At 71.8% G+C, this 17,213-nt stretch carries 18 protein-coding genes; 3 read left to right on the forward strand and 15 right to left on the reverse strand.

Annotated features, from left to right (window positions below):
• Positions 1-222 precede the first annotated feature (222 nt).
• Both N542_RS0113885 and N542_RS26715 read right to left on the reverse strand, forming a co-directional pair.
• Entirely contained in the window at positions 223-648 is a 426-nt protein-coding gene (locus tag N542_RS0113885) for a hypothetical protein (protein WP_028644436.1), read from the reverse strand.
• Positions 649-694: 46 nt separating this feature from the next.
• Positions 695-1,537 (reverse strand): matrixin family metalloprotease, encoded by an 843-nt coding sequence (locus N542_RS26715; protein WP_051551770.1) that lies wholly within the window; start codon positions 1,535-1,537, stop codon positions 695-697.
• A gap of 39 nt (positions 1,538-1,576) precedes the next feature.
• Here N542_RS26715 and N542_RS0113895 point away from each other — a divergent pair, with 39 nt between their 5' ends.
• Entirely contained in the window at positions 1,577-1,864 is a 288-nt protein-coding gene (locus tag N542_RS0113895) for a DUF1905 domain-containing protein (RefSeq protein WP_028644437.1), read from the forward strand.
• A gap of 3 nt (positions 1,865-1,867) precedes the next feature.
• On the opposite strand, the gene N542_RS0113900 is transcribed toward N542_RS0113895, so the two are convergent.
• The gene (locus N542_RS0113900; RefSeq protein ID WP_036507785.1) at positions 1,868-3,973 is read right to left on the reverse strand and encodes an acyl-CoA dehydrogenase family protein; all 2,106 of its coding nucleotides are present in this window, start codon (positions 3,971-3,973) and stop codon (positions 1,868-1,870) included.
• 52 nt (positions 3,974-4,025) lie between these two features.
• Between N542_RS0113900 and N542_RS0113905 the strand changes: the two genes are divergently transcribed.
• Positions 4,026-4,670 (forward strand): class I SAM-dependent methyltransferase, encoded by a 645-nt coding sequence (locus tag N542_RS0113905; RefSeq protein ID WP_028644439.1) that lies wholly within the window; start codon positions 4,026-4,028, stop codon positions 4,668-4,670.
• Here N542_RS0113905 and N542_RS0113910 read toward each other — a convergent pair.
• Genes N542_RS0113910 through N542_RS0113920 form a run of 3 tightly spaced genes read right to left on the reverse strand, consistent with a single transcriptional unit; the run spans position 4,629 to position 7,773 of the window.
• The gene (locus N542_RS0113910; RefSeq protein WP_028644440.1) at positions 4,629-5,762 is read right to left on the reverse strand and encodes a prenyltransferase; all 1,134 of its coding nucleotides are present in this window, start codon (positions 5,760-5,762) and stop codon (positions 4,629-4,631) included. The two genes, N542_RS0113905 and N542_RS0113910, sit on opposite strands and share 42 nt — an antisense overlap.
• On the reverse strand, positions 5,759-6,508 hold the full coding sequence (locus tag N542_RS0113915; RefSeq protein ID WP_028644441.1) for a class I SAM-dependent methyltransferase: 750 nt from the start codon (positions 6,506-6,508) through the stop codon (positions 5,759-5,761). The genes N542_RS0113910 and N542_RS0113915 overlap by 4 nt, the downstream gene beginning before the upstream one ends.
• Positions 6,508-7,773, reverse strand: coding sequence for a glycosyltransferase family 4 protein (locus N542_RS0113920; RefSeq protein ID WP_028644442.1), 1,266 nt, complete (start codon positions 7,771-7,773; stop codon positions 6,508-6,510). Before N542_RS0113920 ends, N542_RS0113915 begins: the two co-directional genes overlap by 1 nt.
• 209 nt (positions 7,774-7,982) lie before the next feature.
• Here N542_RS0113920 and N542_RS0113925 point away from each other — a divergent pair, with 209 nt between their 5' ends.
• Complete coding sequence (locus N542_RS0113925; protein WP_028644443.1) at positions 7,983-8,588, forward strand: TetR family transcriptional regulator; 606 nt, start codon at positions 7,983-7,985, stop codon at positions 8,586-8,588.
• 13 nt (positions 8,589-8,601) lie between these two features.
• On the opposite strand, the gene N542_RS0113930 is transcribed toward N542_RS0113925, so the two are convergent.
• From N542_RS0113930 to N542_RS0113970, 9 genes are read right to left on the reverse strand one after another with little or no spacing between them, the layout of a single operon-like run.
• Positions 8,602-9,717, reverse strand: a complete 1,116-nt coding sequence (locus N542_RS0113930; RefSeq protein WP_028644444.1) for an LLM class flavin-dependent oxidoreductase — start codon at positions 9,715-9,717, stop codon at positions 8,602-8,604.
• Positions 9,714-11,096, reverse strand: coding sequence for an NtaA/DmoA family FMN-dependent monooxygenase (locus N542_RS0113935; protein WP_028644445.1), 1,383 nt, complete (start codon positions 11,094-11,096; stop codon positions 9,714-9,716). Before N542_RS0113935 ends, N542_RS0113930 begins: the two co-directional genes overlap by 4 nt.
• A gap of 15 nt (positions 11,097-11,111) precedes the next feature.
• Positions 11,112-12,308, reverse strand: coding sequence for an LLM class flavin-dependent oxidoreductase (locus N542_RS0113940; RefSeq protein ID WP_028644446.1), 1,197 nt, complete (start codon positions 12,306-12,308; stop codon positions 11,112-11,114).
• Positions 12,309-12,355: 47 nt separating this feature from the next.
• A complete protein-coding gene (locus N542_RS0113945; RefSeq protein WP_028644447.1) occupies positions 12,356-13,747 on the reverse strand; it encodes an NAD(P)-binding protein in 1,392 nt (463 codons plus the stop codon).
• A gap of 43 nt (positions 13,748-13,790) precedes the next feature.
• On the reverse strand, positions 13,791-14,285 hold the full coding sequence (locus N542_RS0113950) for a pyridoxamine 5'-phosphate oxidase family protein (protein WP_028644448.1): 495 nt from the start codon (positions 14,283-14,285) through the stop codon (positions 13,791-13,793).
• A gap of 9 nt (positions 14,286-14,294) precedes the next feature.
• Positions 14,295-15,050 carry an SDR family NAD(P)-dependent oxidoreductase gene (locus tag N542_RS0113955; protein ID WP_028644449.1) on the reverse strand — a complete coding sequence of 252 codons (756 nt, stop codon included), beginning with the start codon at positions 15,048-15,050 and terminating at the stop codon, positions 14,295-14,297.
• A gap of 37 nt (positions 15,051-15,087) precedes the next feature.
• A complete protein-coding gene (locus N542_RS0113960) occupies positions 15,088-15,981 on the reverse strand; it encodes a 3-oxoacyl-ACP reductase (protein ID WP_028644450.1) in 894 nt (297 codons plus the stop codon).
• Positions 15,982-15,985: 4 nt separating this feature from the next.
• Positions 15,986-16,177 carry a ferredoxin gene (locus tag N542_RS0113965; RefSeq protein ID WP_028644451.1) on the reverse strand — a complete coding sequence of 64 codons (192 nt, stop codon included), beginning with the start codon at positions 16,175-16,177 and terminating at the stop codon, positions 15,986-15,988.
• Between the two features lie 8 nt (positions 16,178-16,185).
• Positions 16,186-17,175 carry an NAD(P)/FAD-dependent oxidoreductase gene (locus N542_RS0113970; protein ID WP_028644452.1) on the reverse strand — a complete coding sequence of 330 codons (990 nt, stop codon included), beginning with the start codon at positions 17,173-17,175 and terminating at the stop codon, positions 16,186-16,188.
• Positions 17,176-17,213 lie beyond the last annotated feature (38 nt).

The raw sequence follows: 17,213 nt of genomic DNA on the forward strand, positions 1-17,213 counted from the left end.
CCCGGTGGTTGAGGTGCGAGGGCCGCCAGGCCCGAGCCTCGAAACCCCGGAAAGCCGACCGCGGCCTGCGGATCGTCGGTTCTGAGCGTGGGCGGCTACGGCAGGGGGTCTCGACGACGCTCGCTGGCGCTCGCCGCCCGACCACCGGAGCGGGCGGGGAGCCGGGTCTCGACGAAGCGCGCTCACGCTCGCTGCTCGACCACGGGCTACGAGTAGCGAGAGTCAGTCGAGCGCGAACCGGTCACCGAGCGATGCCGCGAGGGCCGTGCGGAGCACGCCGTACGCCGGGTCGGCGCTCAGCCAGAGGAGCTTGTGCCTCTCGCCGGTCCGCATCGAGATCGCGAGCCGGTCGGAGAGCCGGCCGTGGTGGAGCCGGGCGGACCGGACGCCGTCGAGAGGGACGTACCTGTGGTGCCGGTCGCCCGCGCGCGCCTGGTCGGGCGCGAGCTCGGGCGGCGCCGGGACCGGCTTGACGACCCGGACGGTGGGGTCGAAGCCGCGCTTGCGCTCGCCCCGCGGTCGTCCGGGCGTCCGCTCGGGCGACAAGGGGATCCGGACCAGCGCCGTGTCGGTCAACCAGAGCTCGCCGTGGGTCAGCGCCAGCCAGCCCGTCGTACAGCTCCTGGTCAGCAGGCGCGCGTCATCCACGTCCGGATCCTAGGCGCGGGGTCACAGTCCGACCCCGACCGGGCGACTAGCAGGGCAGGTTGCCGAGCTTGGCGAGGCCCTCGAGGTCGCCGGGACCGTACGTCGTGCGCCCGCTGTTCTCCGGATACATCAGCTCGCCCCGGTCGTCGACGTGGTCCAGGCCGACGAGGTGCCCGAACTCGTGGTCGACGATCGCCTGGGCGTCCTTGCTCCGCGAGCCGAGTTCGTCGAAGACCTTGGTGTCGAGCACGATCTCGCCCGTGACGTACTCCCGGTCCCGGAAGCCGACCTCGACGGCCGTGCTCCCACCGATCCCGGCGACGTCCCCCTTGAGCTCGGGCACCTCCCGGGCGTCGGCCCAGGCGATCAGCACCGGCTGTCGCTGGCCGGACGTCGACCTCGACGGCCGCCGGTCCGTGGTCCCGACCCGCTCGAAGCTCAGCCCGGTGGCGCCTGCGGTGTGCGAGATACCCGTGTCGACGAGCCGGGAGTAGCCCTTCGGCGCACCGTCGGGGTTGACCTCCACCTCGATCGTCCGGCACGGGTCGTAGCCGACCGGCTCCTGGGTCTGCGGCTGGGTCTGCAGGAAGGCGTAGCTGCCGTCACCGTCCGGGACCGCCACCCGGTCACCATCCAGACCGACCAGGCGGCGCAGGTCCTGCATCTCGGCGGTCGGGGCGAAGAAGGCGATCCCCAGCAGCACCGCCGACGCCACCATCAGCGACAGCCAGCCCTTCGACCCCCGGCCGTCACGGGCGGTACGGCGTACCGACGGGCCGGGCATCGTCCCGAGACCGTGCTCGCGGTCCAGCCGGTCGAGCTCGGCCAGCGCGCGTTCGATCTCGCGGGCGGCGCGGCGCTGACGTGAGCGCTCGGACCGGGATGGCACGTGCCCATGATGCCGGGAACTGCCAACTAGGGTGGCGTTATGGAGCTCGAGCTCACCGGCGAGGTGTGGTTCTGGCGAGGGCCGGCGCCGCACCACTTCGTGAGCGTCCCCGAGGACGCCGCGGCGCTGATCGAGGAGGTCGCGGCCGCGGTGACCTACGGCTGGGGCATGGTCCCGGTGACGGTCCGGCTCGGGGGCTCGACCTGGACCACGTCGTTGTGGCCCAAGGACGGCGGCTACATCGTGCCGCTCAAGCTCGCCGTGCGCCGCGCCGAGGAGGTCGACGTGGGCGACACGGTGGAGGTCCGGCTGACCCTGGACGTCTGAGTCCTAGCGGGGCAGCCCGAGGATCCGCTCCCCCGCCACGTTGCGCAGGATCTGCGTCGTACCGCCCGCGATCGACAGGCACCGGGTGTTGAGCATCTCCCACAGGTCGGCGCGCACGTCGTCCGACGCGTCCAGGAGTACGGCGTCGCCGTGCAGCGACACGACCAGCTCGGCCCCGTCCTGACGGTTGCGTACGCCGAGCAGCTTGGCCACGCTCGACTCCGCGCCGGGCCCCTGGCCCGCGAGGGAGCGCAGCGTGGAGCGCACCGCGAGCAGCGAGCACACCGTCGCCAGCGCGATCGAGTGCCCGACGGCGACCCGCTGCGACGCGGTCGCCCCACCGGAGACCAGCGTGATCGCCCGCTCGGTGCTCTGCGAGAGCCGCGCACCGGCCATCGCGACGCGCTCGTTGGCGAGGGTGGTGCGCGCGAGCTTCCAGCCGTCGTCGACCGCGCCGACCACCATCTCGTCGGGCACGTAGACGTCGTCCAGGAAGACCTCGTTGAAGAGCGCCTTGCCGGTGATCTCGCGCAGCGGCCGCACGTCGATGCCGGGGCTGTTGCGCATGTCGACGAGGAAGTAGGTGATGCCCCGGTGCTTCGGGACGTCGGGGTTGGTCCGCGCCAGGCAGATGCCCCAGTCGGCGCGCTCGGCGACGGAGTTCCACACCTTCTGGCCCGACAGCTGCCAGCCGCCGTCGACCTTCGTGGCCCTGGTCCGCAGCGACGCGAGGTCGGAGCCGGCGCCGGGCTCCGAGAAGAGCTGGCACCAGGTCAGCTCGCCCAGCAGCGACGGCCGGACGAACCGCTCCCGCTGCTCCTCCGTGCCGTGCTCGAGGATGGTCGGCACCGCCCACCCGGCGATCACGATGTCGGGTCGCGTCAGGCCGGCGCGCGCGAGCTCCTGGTCGATCACGACCTGGGTGACCGCGTCCGCGCCCAGCCCGTCGGGTGCTGGCCAGTGCGGCGTCAGGTAGCCGGTCTCGACGAACGCGGCACGTCGCTCCTCGGCCGGCAGCGCCGCGATCCGGGACACCGTCGCCCGGATCTCCTCGCGGATCGGCTCGTCGCGGCCGTCGAGGTCGAGGTGGACCCGACGGCGCACCCCGTCGACGGCGTACGCCGTCAGCCGACCGGCGGCCTCGTCGCTCTCGCCGACGAGCGCCCGCAGCGCGAGCGCGCGGCGCAGGTAGAGGTGGGCGTCGTGCTCGAAGGTGAAGCCGATCCCGCCGAGCACCTGGATGCACGACTTCGCGACGTCGACCGCACCGTCGAAGGCGACCGCGACGGCGACGTCGGCCGCGAAGGACCACTGCTCCTGGTCGGCGACACCGGCATCACCGGCACCGTGGGCGTGCGCGGCGTCGGCCGCTCCGGCGACGTCCCACGCGGCGGCGGTCACCGCCTCCGCGGTCTCCAGCATCTCCGCGCACAGGTGCTTGATCGCCTGGAAGGCGCCGATCTTCTGGCCGAACTGCTCGCGCACCTTGGCGTACTCGACCGCCGTCGCCAGGCACCAGCGCGCGACGCCGGCCGCCTCGGCGGCGGCCAGCGTGATCGTCGTACGCCGCAGCAGCTCGGTCGTCAGCCCGGGGACCGGGACGCCCGCCGCGGCGTCGACCACCCGGACGGCGCCGTACCGCCGGCTCAGGTCGAGGCCCACCGACGAGGTCGCCTCGACCGCGTCTCGTGGGTAGACCGACCAGGAGCCGGCGGCGTCGGCGAGCAGGAGGTGGGTGGCCGAGGGCAGGTCCCAGACGACGTCGGTGAGCCCGATCCCGACGACAGCGTCCGGCGACAGGTCCGGCGACAGGTCCGGCAGCACCAGCGAGGCGACCGCGGGTCCGAGCAGCGGTCCCGGCACGAGCTCGTGGGCGCAGGCCTCGAGCGCGACGGCCAGGTCGAGCACCGTGCCACCGCCGCCGCCGGCCGCCTCGGGCAGCGCGATGGTCGCGATCCCCATCTCCTGTCCGGCCTCCCGGGCCACGGCGAAGGTGGCGTCGGCGTCAGCCTCGACCGCCCGTGCGAGCGCCCGGCCATCCAGGTCGGCCGCCCACTTGCGCAGGCTCGCGGCCAGCTCGACGTGCTCGTCGGAGATCCCGATCGACATGCGGCCCCCACCTCGGAACTAGAACGTGTTCCAATCCTACTAGAGTGCGGCCGTGACCACGGACTGGATCGACCACGCGCTCGCCGCCAAGGGCTTCATGCCGGAGGACGAGGGCCTGCTGCTGCACCGCCACGCCCGCGAGCGGCTCCCCCAGGGGCCGGCACTCGAGGTCGGCACCTACTGCGGCAAGTCCGCGATCTACATCGGAGCCGCCGCCCGCGAGGTGGGCGGGACGCTCTTCACCGTCGACCACCACCGCGGCTCGGAGGAGAACCAGGCCGGCTGGGAGCACCACGACGCCACGCTGGTCGACGACGAGCTGGGCCTGATGGACACCCTCCCGGTCTTCCGGCGCAACATCGCGCTGGCCGGGCTGGAGGACCAGGTCGTCGCGGTCATCGGCGCGAGCACGACGGTCGCGGCGTACTGGCGCACGCCCCTGTCGCTGCTCTTCATCGACGGCGGGCACGCGGAGGAGCACGCGCAGAACGACTACTCCGGCTGGGCGCACTGGCTGATGGCCGGCGGGCTGCTGGTCATCCACGACGTCTTCCCGGACCCCGCCGACGGCGGGCAGCCGCCGTACCACGTCTTCCTGCGCGCGCTCGGCAGCGGCGCCTTCACCGAGGTCGAGGCGCTGGGATCGATGCGGGTGCTACGACGTACGGCCGGGGACGCTGGAGACCCCGTCGGCTGACGGGCAGCCGCACTCCAGGCCGAGCTCCGCGAAGTGCGGCGCCAGCGACGTGCCGCGCATGATGCCGGAGCCGGCGGTGCTGTGCCCGGCGACCTCACCGAGGGCGTCGATGGCGAGGATGACCGCTGCGGCGGTGTACGTCGTGTACTCCACCGGCCAGTAGACGTTGCGGGGCTCGCCGCCGGCCTCGGCCTCGTCGCCGTAGACCCAGCCGGTCCAGTACCGCCCGTCGTCCTCGCGCAGGTGCTGCATGTCCTTGATCAGCGCGAGCGCGCGACGGTGGTCGCCGATGGTGTCGAGCGCCATCGCGAGCTCACAGGTCTCGGCACCGGTCACCCACGGGTTGGTGTCGACGCAGAGGATCCCGAGACCGGGCCGCACGAAGTCGTCCCAACGGCTCTCCAGCAGCTCGAAGGCGGCCCGTCCGCGGACCGCGCCGCCCAGGACCGGGTAGTACCAGTCCATCGAGTGGGCCGACTTGTCGGCGAAGAGGTCGCGGTGCTCGCGTACGGCGTGCCCGAGCCGGCCGCCCACCAGCTCCCACTCGGGCTGGGGGTCGTCGAGCAGGTCGGCGAGCGCGACCCCGGCCCGCAGCGACTGGTAGATCGAGGCCGAGCCCGTGAGCAGCGCGAAGTCCTCGGTCGGGGTGTAGTTGATGCCGCCCCACGGCAGCTGCTGCGACACGACCCAGTCGAGCGCCGCCCGGACGCTCGGCCAGTACGTGCGCACGAAGGCGATGTCGCGGCGGACGAGCCAGTGGTGCCAGATCCCCACGGCGAGGTACGCCGTCATGTTGACGTCGCCGCGGTCGTCCTCGACCTCGCCGTTGACCATCTTGGTCGGGAAGGAGCCGTCCTCGCGCTGCATCGAGGGCATCCAGGCGTAGGCGCGCTCGGCGGCCTCGGCCTGGCCGCCGACGAGCATCGCCATCGCGGCCTCGACGTGGTTCCACATGTCGACGTGCTCGCCGACGCTCCACGGCACGGCGCCGCACGGCTCCTGCATGGAGACGATCGACGCCGCGGTGGCGGCCACCTGCTCGGCGGTGAGGATGCCCTCGACGTACGGGAGCTGCGCGAGGGGGTCGGTCATGCCACGTTGGGCTTGCGGAAGTAGAGGACCATGCTCTTGCCGATCAGCGGGTCGAGGACCTTGCCGGCGTACTCGAGCGCCTTGGGCTGCTTCATGATCTCCCACACCAGGAGCTTGTGATAGCTGCGCGCCAGGACGTGGTCGTCGTTCGTCACCCCGACGGCGCACTTGATCCACCAGTACGGCGCGTGCAGGCCGTGGGCGTAGTCCTTGCCCTCGAAGATCATCGCGTCGCCGGGCTCGCCGTCGTTGAACCTGCCGGCCTTGGTGACCTTGTCGATCAGCTCGTGGTCGGTGTAGATCCGGATGTGGCCGCCGGGAGCGTTGTGGTAGTCCGCGGACAGCTTCCAGTTGATCACCTCGGGCAGCCAGCGCGGCACCGAGACCGCGAGGGTGCCACCGGGGCGCAGCACCCGCACCAGCTCCTTGATGGCGTCGACGTCGGCGTGGATGTGCTCGAGCACCTCGGCGGCGACGATCCGGTCGAACTCGCCGTCGGCGAAGGGCAGCTGCAGCGCGTCACCCTGCTTGATGTCGGCGGCGGCACCGAGGGGCACCTCGCCCTGCTCCTTCATCGCACCGAAGACCTCGAGCACGTTGGCCAGCTCGTCGGCGTCCATGTCGAAGGCGACGACGTCGGCTCCGCGCCGGTACATCTCGAAGGCGTGGCGTCCGCCACCGGCGCCCATGTCGAGGACCCGGTCGCCGGGCAGCAGGCCCAGCCGGTCGAAATCAACGGTCAGCACTACATCTCCTCGGTGGTCGAGCTCGTCGAGCGCTCACGCTCGTAGTCGGCGATGACTTCCTCGTACGCGATGGCGACCTTGGCGGCCACCGCCCGCCAGCTGAACAGCTCCTCGACGCGCTTGCGGCCGGCGGCACCGTAGCGGGCCCGGCGCTCGGGGTCGTCGAGCATCTTCGCGATCGCGGCCTCGAGCTCGCCGACGTCACCGGGGGTGACCAGGTCGGCGCAGAGCCCGTCGGGGCCGACGACCTCGGGGATCGCTCCGGCGTCGGAGACGACCAGCGGCGTGGCGCAGGCCATCAGCTCCGCGGTCGGCAGCGAGAAGCCCTCGTAGAGCGACGGCACGCAGGCCAGCTCGGCGGAGCCCATCAGCTCGACCAGCTCGGCGTCGCTGATGCCGTGCACGAAGCGGACGGAGTCGCCGATCGAGAGCTTGTCGATGAGCTTCTCGGTGCGCCCGCCCTCCTTGGGCTTGGTGACGAGGAGCAGCTCCAGGTCGCGCTCCGTGCGCAGCTTGGCGAAGGCCTCGAGCAGCGTCGCGATGCCCTTCATCGGGGCGTCGGCGCTGGCCATCGCCATGATCCGGCCCGGCACGCGGGGCGTGGTCGGCGGCACGAAGGCGTCGTCGACACCGAGCAGGATGACCTGCATCCGCTCCGGGTCGACGCCGAAGTCCTTCGCGATGTCGCGCTTGGAGGTCTCGGACGGGGTGAGGATCTTGCGGGCCTGACGAGCCACCCGGGCCTGCATCTTCACGAAGCCGTACCAGCGACTCAGGGTGAACTTGCGCCACGGGTTCCTGGTGGACGCGATGTCGATGCGGCGGTCGTAGCTGATCGGGTGGTGCAGCGTCGTCAGCAGCGGCAGGCCGAGCTTCTCGATCTCCAGCATCCCGTAGCCGAGGACCTGGTTGTCGTGGACGATGTCGAAGTCGTCGACGCGGCCCTTGAGCTCGCGTACGGCGCGCAGGCTGAACGTCTTGGGCTCGGGGAAGCCCGCCGCGCACATGGTGGCGAACTCCTCGACGTCGATCCGGTCGCGGAACTCCTTGAGCGTCGGCAGCCGGAAGGGATCGGGCTCGCGGTAGAGGTCCAGGCTCGGCAGCTTGGTCAGCTCCACGCCGGGATCGAGGTCCGGGTAGGGCTGCCCGGAGAAGACCTCGACGGAGTGCCCGAGGTTGACCAGCTCGCGACTGAGGTGACGGATGTAGATGCCCTGTCCCCCGCAGTGCGGCTTGCTCCGATAGGACAGCAGTGCGACTCGCATCCGCACCCTTTCTCGTGCTCGGTGCCCCGACGGGTGCCGGGGGCGGTGGCCGGGGTGCGATGACACGCGGTGCCAGCCAAAGTGGAACGTGTTCCTATTTTAGACCATGAATTGATAGCCTAGTGGTCGTACTCAACGGGACTGTCGGGGGTTCTCTAGACTCAGCGGGCCCCACGTCGTCCCCGAACACCAACCGCACGGGAGTCCCTGTGAGCAGCGCCAACTCGCTGGCTGTCGAAGACCTCGGCTCCGCCGCGCAACGCGACCGCCGCAAGCGGATCCTCGACGCCACCATCGCGCTCGCCTCGCAGGGCGGCTTCGACGCCGTCCAGATGCGCGGCGTCGCCGAGCAGGCCGATGTCGCCCTGGGCACGCTGTACCGCTACTTCCCCTCGAAGATCCACCTGCTGGTCTCGGCGCTCCAGCGCGAGTTCGAGCGCTCCGAGGCCGCGCTGCGCGATCGTCCCTCCGACGGCGACACCGCCGCCGACCGCGTCATCAACTCGCTCAAGCGGACCACCCGCGGCATGCAGAGCGACCCGCAGCTCACCGAGGCGCTCACCCGCGCCTTCATGTTCGCCGACGGCACCGTCGCCGCCGAGATCCACCAGGTCGGCATGCTGCTCACCACCATGCTGACCAAGGCGATGTATCCCGAGGGCCACGACCAGCTCACCGAGGAGGATGTCGCCATCGCCCGCGTGATCGGCGACGTCTGGCTCTCCGCCCTCGTCGGCTGGGTCACCGGCCGCTCCACCGCCGCCGAGACCGGTCAGCAGATCGAGGTCGCGGTCAGGCTCCTGCTCCGCGACTGACTCAGCGACTGACTCAGCTCCGCCGCCGCGCCCACTCCGCCGCGATCAGCTCGTAGGAGCGGACCCGGTCGACGTGGTCGTGGGTGATCGTCGTCAGGACGAGCTCGTCGGCGCCGGTGGCGTCGCGGAGCAGCTCGAGCTGGTCGGCGACCTGCGCCGCCGTGCCGACGAAGCGGGTGTCGATCCGGTCCTGGACCAGCGCCCGGTCGGCCTGGGTCCAGGCGAACTGCCGGGCCTCCTCGGGCGTGGGGAACTCGATCGCGCCCTCGGCGGTCCGGATGCTGCGCACCCACAGCCCGTAGCCGGTGGCCAGCTCGCGAGCGGTCGCCTCGTCCTCGGCGACGACCACGTCGGCGCTCACGGCGACGTACGGCGCGGCCAGGGTCGCGGAGGGCCGGAAGGCGGCGCGGTAGGCGTCGACCGCCTCGAGCACCGTGGCCGGGCTGACGTGGTAGTTGGCGGCGAACCGGAGCCCGCGGGCACCGGCGACCTGGGCGGACTCCCCCGCGCTGCTGCCCAGGATCCAGACGTCGAGCTCGGCGCCCTCACCGGGCACGACGTGCACCTCCTCGCCCTCGGCCGAGGTGTAGGTGCCGGCGATGAGGGCGAGGACGTCGTCGACCTGCTCGGTGTAGACCGGCGGCTGCGCCCCGGGCAGGAGCAGCAGCGCCTTCTGCAGCAGGAAGCGCGGCGAGCCGAGCAGCGGGCGGACGTCGAACTTGGGCGGGATGAGCAGCCCGTTCTCGGCGCGTCCGTCGACCACGCGCGACGGTACGTCGAGCACGGTGGCCGGGCCGCCGCCCGTGCGGCCCAGGCCGAGGTCGAACCGTCCGGGGTGGAGCGCGTCGAGCAGCCCGAACTCCTCCACGGTCGACAGCGCGGTGCGGTGGCCGAGCTGGACGGCCCCGGACCCGAGCCGGATCGTCGAGGTGGCCGCCGCCGTCAGCGCGAGGACCACGGCCGGTGACGTGCCTGCGACGCCCGGGTTGAGGTGGTGCTCGGCGAACCAGTAGCGGGTGTAGCCCAGACGCTCGGTGCGCTGCGCGAGGTCGATGGAGCTCCGCAGCGCGTCGGCGGCGGTCGACCCCGACGAGATCGGCACCAGGTCGAGGACCGAGAGGGCGGTCACCGCGCCGCTCCGGCCGGCTCGTGGTCGAGATGGCGCAGGCCGAGGTTGTCACGCAGCGTGGTGCCGTCGTACTCCGTGCGGTAGACGCCCATCTCCTGCAGGATCGGCACGACCTGGTCGACGAACCGGTCGAGGCCGCCGGGGGTGATGTGCGGGACCAGGATGAAGCCGTCGCTGGCGTCGTCCTGCACGTGCCTGGTGATCGTCTCGGCGATCGTGCGCGCCGAGCCGATGAAGGTCTGCCGTCCCGTGACCTCGACGATCAGCTCACGGGTGCTGAGGCCGCCGGCCTCGGCGCGGGCACGCCACTCCTGGGCGGTGTGCACCCGGTCCCGGTGCATCCGCACGCTGGCCCGACCCTGGGAGTAGAGGTCGTCGACGTCGGACTCGACGGGATCGAAGCCGGGCAGCGGTCCGTCGGGGTCGTGGCCGGACAGGTCGGTGTTCCACAGCTGCTCCAGGAACTTGATGGCGGTCGCCGGTGACACCTGCTGCAGGCGCACCTCCTGGGCGCGGACGGCGGCCTCCTCGTCGGTGTCGCCGAGCACGAAGGTAGCCGCCGGGAGGATGAGCAGCTCGTCACGGGCGCGCCCGAACCCGGCGAGCCGGCCCTTCACGTCGGCGTAGAACGCGCGGCCCTCGTCATACTGCGCGTGCCGGCTGAAGATCGCGTCCGCCCGGGCGGCGGCGAAGTCGCGCCCCTCGTCGGAGTCGCCCGCCTGGAAGATCACCGGTCGACCCTGCGGCGACCGCGGCACGTTGAAGCGACCGCGCACGTCGAACTGGGAGTCACGGTGCTCGAAGGATCCCGCGTCGGGCCGCGCGAGGAACTCCCCGCTCGCCTGGTCGGCGAGCACGTCGCCGGCGCGCCAGGAGTCCCACAGCTCCGTGGCCGTCTGCAGGAAGGTCCTGGCCCGCTCGTACCGCTCGTCCTGCCGCAGGTAGCCGCCGCGGCGGAAGTTCTGGCCGGTGAACGCGTCCCAGCTGGTGACGACGTTCCAGCCCGCGCGACCGCCGGAGAGGTGGTCGAGCGTCGCGAACTGGCGGGCGACCTCGTACGGCTCGTTGAAGGTGGAGCCGATCGTGCCGGTCAGCCCGAGGTGCTCGGTCACCCCGGCGAGCGCGGCGAGCACGCTGAACGTGTCGGGCCGGCCGACGACGTCGAGGTCGTAGATCTCACCGCCCTGCTCGCGCAGCCGCAGCCCCTCGGCCAGGAAGAGGAAGTCGAACCTGCCGCGCTCTGCGGTCCGCGCGAAGTGCCGGAAGGACTCGAACTCGATGTGGCTGCCGCCGGCCGGGTCGCTCCACACCGTGGTGTTGTTGACGCCCGGGAAGTGGGCGGCGAGGTGCACCTGCTTGCGGCGCTCGGTGGTCGTCACGGACGTGCTCGCTCCTCAGACCGTCGCGTAGCGGTTGACGGGCCGGCCCAGGCCGAGCAGTCCGCGCAGCGTGCCGGCGTCGTACGCCGTGCGGAAGAGCCCGCGACGCTGCAGCTCGGGCACCAGCCCGTCGACGACCTGGCTCAGGTCGTGCGGGAGGACCGCGGGCCGCAAGCGGAAGCCGGTCAGCCCCGCGGCCGCCCAGACCTCCAGCAGGTCGGCCAGCTCGAGCGGCGTGCCGGCGAAGACCAGGGCGTCGCTCTCGTACGGCGCCACCTCGTCCAGCCGGCGCCGACGGGCCTGCGCGGCGGCGTGGGTGTCGTCGAGGACGACCAGGACGTCGCCGAAGACGTGCACGGTCTCGTCGGCACGGCCCGCCGCCTCCTGCTCCGCCCGGACGTGTCCGACGATCCCGCGCGCCTGCTCGGCGTTGCGCGGCGTCACGAACCCGACGTCGGTCGAGCGCGCGATCAGGCGGTACGGGATGTCGGCGTGACCCAGGCTGGTGACGAGCGGCTGACCCTGGGGCGGGCGCGGCGTGATCGAGGGCCCCTTGACCGAGAACCACCGACCCTCGAAGTCGATGTGGTGCAGCCTCGCTCGGTCCACGAAGCGGCCGCTGGCGACGTCGCGGATCTCGGCGTCGTCCTCCCACGAGTCCCACAGGCGGCGGAGCACCTCGACGTACTCGCCGGCCTCGTCGAAGGCCTCGGCGATCCGGGCCTGCACCTCGGGGCTGTCGAGGTCGTGCAGGTCGGCGGCACCGAAGGAGGTCTCCCGACGGCCGAAGTGGCCGGCGGTCGCGGCGCCGCCGTCGAGCTGCACCCGGACCCCGCCGCGTCCCGACGAGACGTAGTCGAGGGTCGCGATCGCCTTGGAGGCGTGGAAGGGCTCGGTGTGGTTGACGACCACCGTCGGCACCAGGCCGATCCCGGTGGTCGCCGGCCCGACCCGCGCCGCCACCAGCGTGGCGTCCAGGCGGCCGCGCACGCGGTCCGTCCGGTCGTCGGCCACCCAGGGGTGGTCGGACTGCAGGCGCAGACCGTCCTCGATCGTGACGAAGTCGGCGAGGCCGCGCTCGGCCTCGCGGACCAGGTCGACCCAGTAGCCGGCGGTGAAGAGGTCCTGCGGGCGGGCGCCGACCTCGCGCCAGGACGCGGGGTGCCACCCGGTGTCGGTGAGGGCGACGGCGAGGTGCAGGTGGTCAGCCATAGCCTTACCGTAGCAAGTCGATCGACTTCATCCACTTGGGTCGAGGGTCAGGGCACCGACGGCGTCGTCCGACTCAGCTCGTCGAGGCGGGCGATCCCGGCGGGCAGACTCCGCTGCAGGCGGCTGAGCGCGTCGTCGAGGGCGGGCGTGACGGCGTAGCCCGGCGGGATCCGCGCCGGGTTGAGCGCCACGCTGTCGGACCAGGCCTTGACGTCGGGCTCGGCGCCGAAGGCGGCGGAGCTGCGCGCGCCCAGGACGTTCATCCGGGCCCAGTCGGCCAGGCTGTTGCCGTACGACGAGGGCTGGCACAGCCGGTTCTTGTCCGTGTCGTCGTCGCGGGTCGCCTCGACGTACCCGGTCAGCGCGGCCCCGAAGCACGGGAACCCGGCGCGGACCGGCTGGGGCGTGATGACGTCCGGTCCCCAGATCGGGATCCGCGGCAGCCGCTTGAGCCCGTCGGCGGCGCAGTCGACGACGACGGCGTCATCGGCGATGGCGACCGAGCCCTCGGCGAGGTCCAGCCGGCCACGGCGCACGGACGCGATGTGGCCGAGGCGTACGACGTGCTGGATCGTGCGCAGCTGCTCGAGCTCCCAGGTGCCGAGCGTCGGCGCCTTGGCCATCGTCGGGGTGACCGAGCGATCGATCCGGTGCATGATGCCGAGCTCCTCCAGGCGGAGGAAGAGGTCGGGCAGCGACGGTGCGGCGCCGGCCGCCTGCACCAGGTCGGCGAACATGCCGAGGTAGATCGCGGGATCCGGCTGGATCAGGGCCCGGTTGAGCATCCACGGCTCGCGCGGTCGCACCCAGCAGATCGCGTCGGGGTCCACGCCGCGGGCGAGGAGCCAGATGCAGGCGTCGGTCGCGGTCTTGCCCGATCCGACCACGACGTACTGGCTCGGGGCCTCCTCGAGGCTGACGACCTCGTTGACCGGGATCACGCGGACGCCGTCACCGACGCCGAACCGCGGCTCGGACTCCGCGGGGATGTCGGGCGCCAGGTAGCGGGCGTCGACGATCCGGCAGCGCTCCGCGACCTCGTACCGCTGACCCGAGACGCGCGAGACGAAGGTGCGCTCCCCCAGGTAGTCGCATCCAGCGAAGAGCTCGACGCGGCCCGACCCGACCATGCGGTCGGCGAGCAGGTCGCTGTAGTAGCTGGTGATCTTGGGCTGGTCGGCACGCTCGTGCAGCCCGGCCTCGGGCCCGGTGCTCTGGATCCGGCCGCCGCCGAGCACGGTCGACGCGACGCCGTAGAACGTCGACGACTGGTGCAGGCGCACGAACGGGTACGCCGCGAGCCAGTGCCCACCCACGCCGTAGCGTCGGTCGACCAGCGCCACCCGGACGTCGGCGTGGTCGATCAGGGCGTCCGTGAACGCCATGCCGGTCGCCCCTGCGCCGACCACGAGGTAGTCGGCATCCACCACACGAGTCACGAGGTCAAACCAAGCAGACGCGAGCGCGCCGGCGCACCCCGACCTAGATGAAGGGCGCGGTCGAGCCGCCGAGGTCCATCGCCGGCAGCCCGAGCTTGCGGTGGTCCCAGGAGCGGACCCGGTCGACGTCGAGGCGGATGGCCGCGCGGTTCTTGGCCATGAACTCGACGATCGGCCGCATCTCCTCGGTGTACGGCGCGTTGTAGCGCTCGAAGATGTTGACGCACACGTCCCAGACCACGTCCTCGTCCTCGACGACGACGCCCTGCCCCTCGATCGCGACGCCGCGCAGCTGGTCGTAGGTGTGCCCGGCCTCGACCAGGAACGAGCACCGCGGGTCGCGGCGCAGGTTGACGGTCTTCTGTGCCTTCGTCTTGGTCTCGAACCAGATCTGTCCGTCCAGGACGCCGTACCACATGCCGACCAGGTGGATCTGGCCCTGGGCGCCGTACGTGCCGAGGGTCGAGGACCGCTGCTGTCGCAGGAACTCGGAGACCTCGTCGTCCGACATCACGACCTGACCGCGCTGATTCGCCATGCCCGCAACCTAGCCGCCGAAGGCGTGGGTCGCGGTCACGCCTCCGTCGATCGAGATCTCGGCGCCGTTGATGTACGACGACTCGTTGCTGGCGAGGAAGACGTAGAGCGGGGCGATGTCCGCGGGGTGGCCGACCCGGCGCAGCGGCACGCGGGAGGCGCCGAACTCCATGGCCGCGTCGCCGCCGTGCACCCGGGTCATCGGGGTGTCGATCATGCCGGGGTGGATCGAGTTGACCCGGATGCCCTTGGGTCCGAGCTCCATCGCGGCGCACTTGGTCATGCCGCGGATCGCCCACTTGGTGGCGGCGTACGCCGTGCAGCCGGCCATGCCCGCCAGGCCCTCGACGGAGGACGCGTTGATGATCGAGCCGCCACCGTTCTTGCGCATCGTGCGGGTGACGGCCTGCATGCCCAGGAAGCAGCCGAGCTGGTTGATCCGCCAGATCAGCTCGACCTCCTCGGCGGGCTGCCGCTCGATGTCGCCGAAGCGCAGAATGCCCGCGTTGTTGGCCAGCACGTTGACCGCGCCGAAGCGCTCGTTGGCGTCCTCCACGACCCGAGCCCACGAGGCGGAGTCGCTGACGTCGTGGTCGGCGAAGTGCGCGGTCGCCCCCAGGTCGTCGGCGAGCGCCTGACCCGCCTCCTTCGCGATGTCGGCGATGACGACCCGGGCGCCCTCGGCGACGAACTGCCGCGAGATCGCCTCACCCTGGCCCTGCGCGCCGCCGGTGACGATGGCGACCTTGCCGTCCAAGCGGTTCATGTCCCGGCTCCTGGGGTCTCGACAGGCTCGGGCACCGTCAGGCCTCGAGCTTCATGATGGAGTCGGCCGCGAAGCCGACGGAGGGGTCGCGATCGGTGAAGTAGCCACCGAGCTGCTTGTCGAGGTCCTCGGCGGTCCAGAGGCTGTCCGACCTGTCGAAGCGCTCCTCCACGACCGGCGGAGCGATCAGGGCGACCATCCCGCCGTACACGACGAAGACCTGGCCGGTGATCCGCTCAGCGGCGTCCGAGGCGAGGTAGGCGACGACGGGGGCGACGTGCTCGGGTGAGTACGGGTCGACCTCGAGGCCGGACGCGTCCTCGCCGAAGACCTGGGCGGTCATCGCCGTCCGGGCGCGCGGGCAGATCGCGTTGGCGCGTACGCCGGAGCTGGCCATCGCCCGCGCGGTCGAGACCGTCAGGGCGGCGATGCCGGCCTTCGCCGCACCGTAGTTGGCCTGCCCGGGCGGGCCGGAGAGGAACGCCTCGGAGGCGGTGTTGACGACGCTCGCGCCGACCGGTCCGGACTCCTTGGCCCGGGCCCGCCAGTAGGCCGCGGCGTTGCGCGAGAGCAGGAAGTGGCCGCGGAGGTGGATGTGGATGATCTGGTCCCACTCCTCGTCGCTCATGTTGAAGAGCATCCGGTCCCGGGTGATGCCGGCGTTGTTGACAACGACGTCGAGGCGGCCGAAGCCGTCGACGGCCGCGGTCAGCATGGCGTCGGCAGTCGCCCGCTCACCCACGTCCCCGGTGACGATCCTGACCTCGCCGCCGCGCGCCCGGATCTCCTCCGCGGTGCCGTCGGCCCCGCCGGGCAGGTCGTTGAGCACGACGCGGGCGCCGGCGCCGGAGAGGGCAAGGGCCTCGGCGCGCCCGAGACCGGCGCCGGCCCCGGTCACGATCGCGACCCTGCCGTCGAGAGAGGTGCTCACCACGTCAGTCCTCCAGCGAGATCGCGGCGCGCGGGCACGCGGCCACGGCACGCTTCACGGCATCGATGTTCTCGGGGGTGGTCTGCTCGGTCTTGAGCTGGAGGAAGTCGTCGTCGTCCAGCTCGAACACGTCGGGAGCCATCGCCTCGCACAGGGCGTTGGACTCACAGAGGTCGAAGTCGATCTTGATCTTCATGCGGTGCCTCAGCTTCCTTCACTGGAGTGACCGGGGAACACGTGCGCGCTCGGGTCGATCACGACCGCGGCGTTGTTGACGGCGGTCGCCGCCTCGCCGAAGCCGACCGCGATCAGCCGGACCTTGCCGGGATACTCGGTGATGTCACCGGCCGCGAAGACGCGCGACAGGTTCGTGCGCATCGAGGAGTCCACGACGACGTGTCGCTTCTGCACCTCGATGCCCCACTGCTGGATGGGCCCCAGGTCGGCGATGAAGCCGAGCGCGGCGACGATCGCCTGCGCGGGGCGGGTGACGGTCTCGCCGTCGACGGTGAGCTCGACGGACTCCACGGTGCCGTTGCCGCGGATCGCCGCGACCTCGGCCCGGGTCACGATCTCGACCTTGGGCGATGCCTTCACCGCGTCGACGGTGCCGGCGTGGGCACGGAACGCGTCGCGGCGGTGCACCAGGGTGATCGACGCGGCGACCGGCTCGAGGTGCAGCGCCCAGTCGAACGCGCTGTCGCCGCCGCCGACGATGACGACGTCCTTGCCGACGTACGGCTGGAAGCTCGGGACGAAGAACTCCAGGCCGCGCCCCAGCCAGCCGTCGCCCGCGGGCAGCGCTCGCGGGCTGAACTTGCCGATGCCCGCGGTGATCAGGACGACCTTCGCGCGCACCGTCGTACCGTCGTCGAGCCCGACCGTGACGCCGTCCTCGTCCTCGGTGAGGCTCGCCGCCGTCCGGTCGAGGAGGTAGACGGGCTCGGCCTTCGCGGCCTGCTCGACCAGCCCCTCGACGAGCTCGCGTCCCCGCACCGAGGGGAAGCCCGCGACGTCGAGGATCTGCTTCTCCGGGTACATCGCGGTGATCTGGCCGCCCAGTTCGGGCAGCGAGTCGACCACGGCGATGCGCAGGCCGCGGAAGCCGGCGTAGTAGGCGGCGTACAGGCCGGTCGGGCCCGCTCCGATGATGAGGAGGTCGGTGTCGACGGTCCTGGCTGAAGGCGGGGGCACGCCGTGATCCTGCTCCTGTCCGCGCACGGTCTCAACTA

The organism is Nocardioides sp. URHA0020, assembly GCF_000620705.1.
In the GTDB taxonomy this organism is placed as follows: Bacteria; Actinomycetota; Actinomycetes; order Propionibacteriales; family Nocardioidaceae; genus Nocardioides.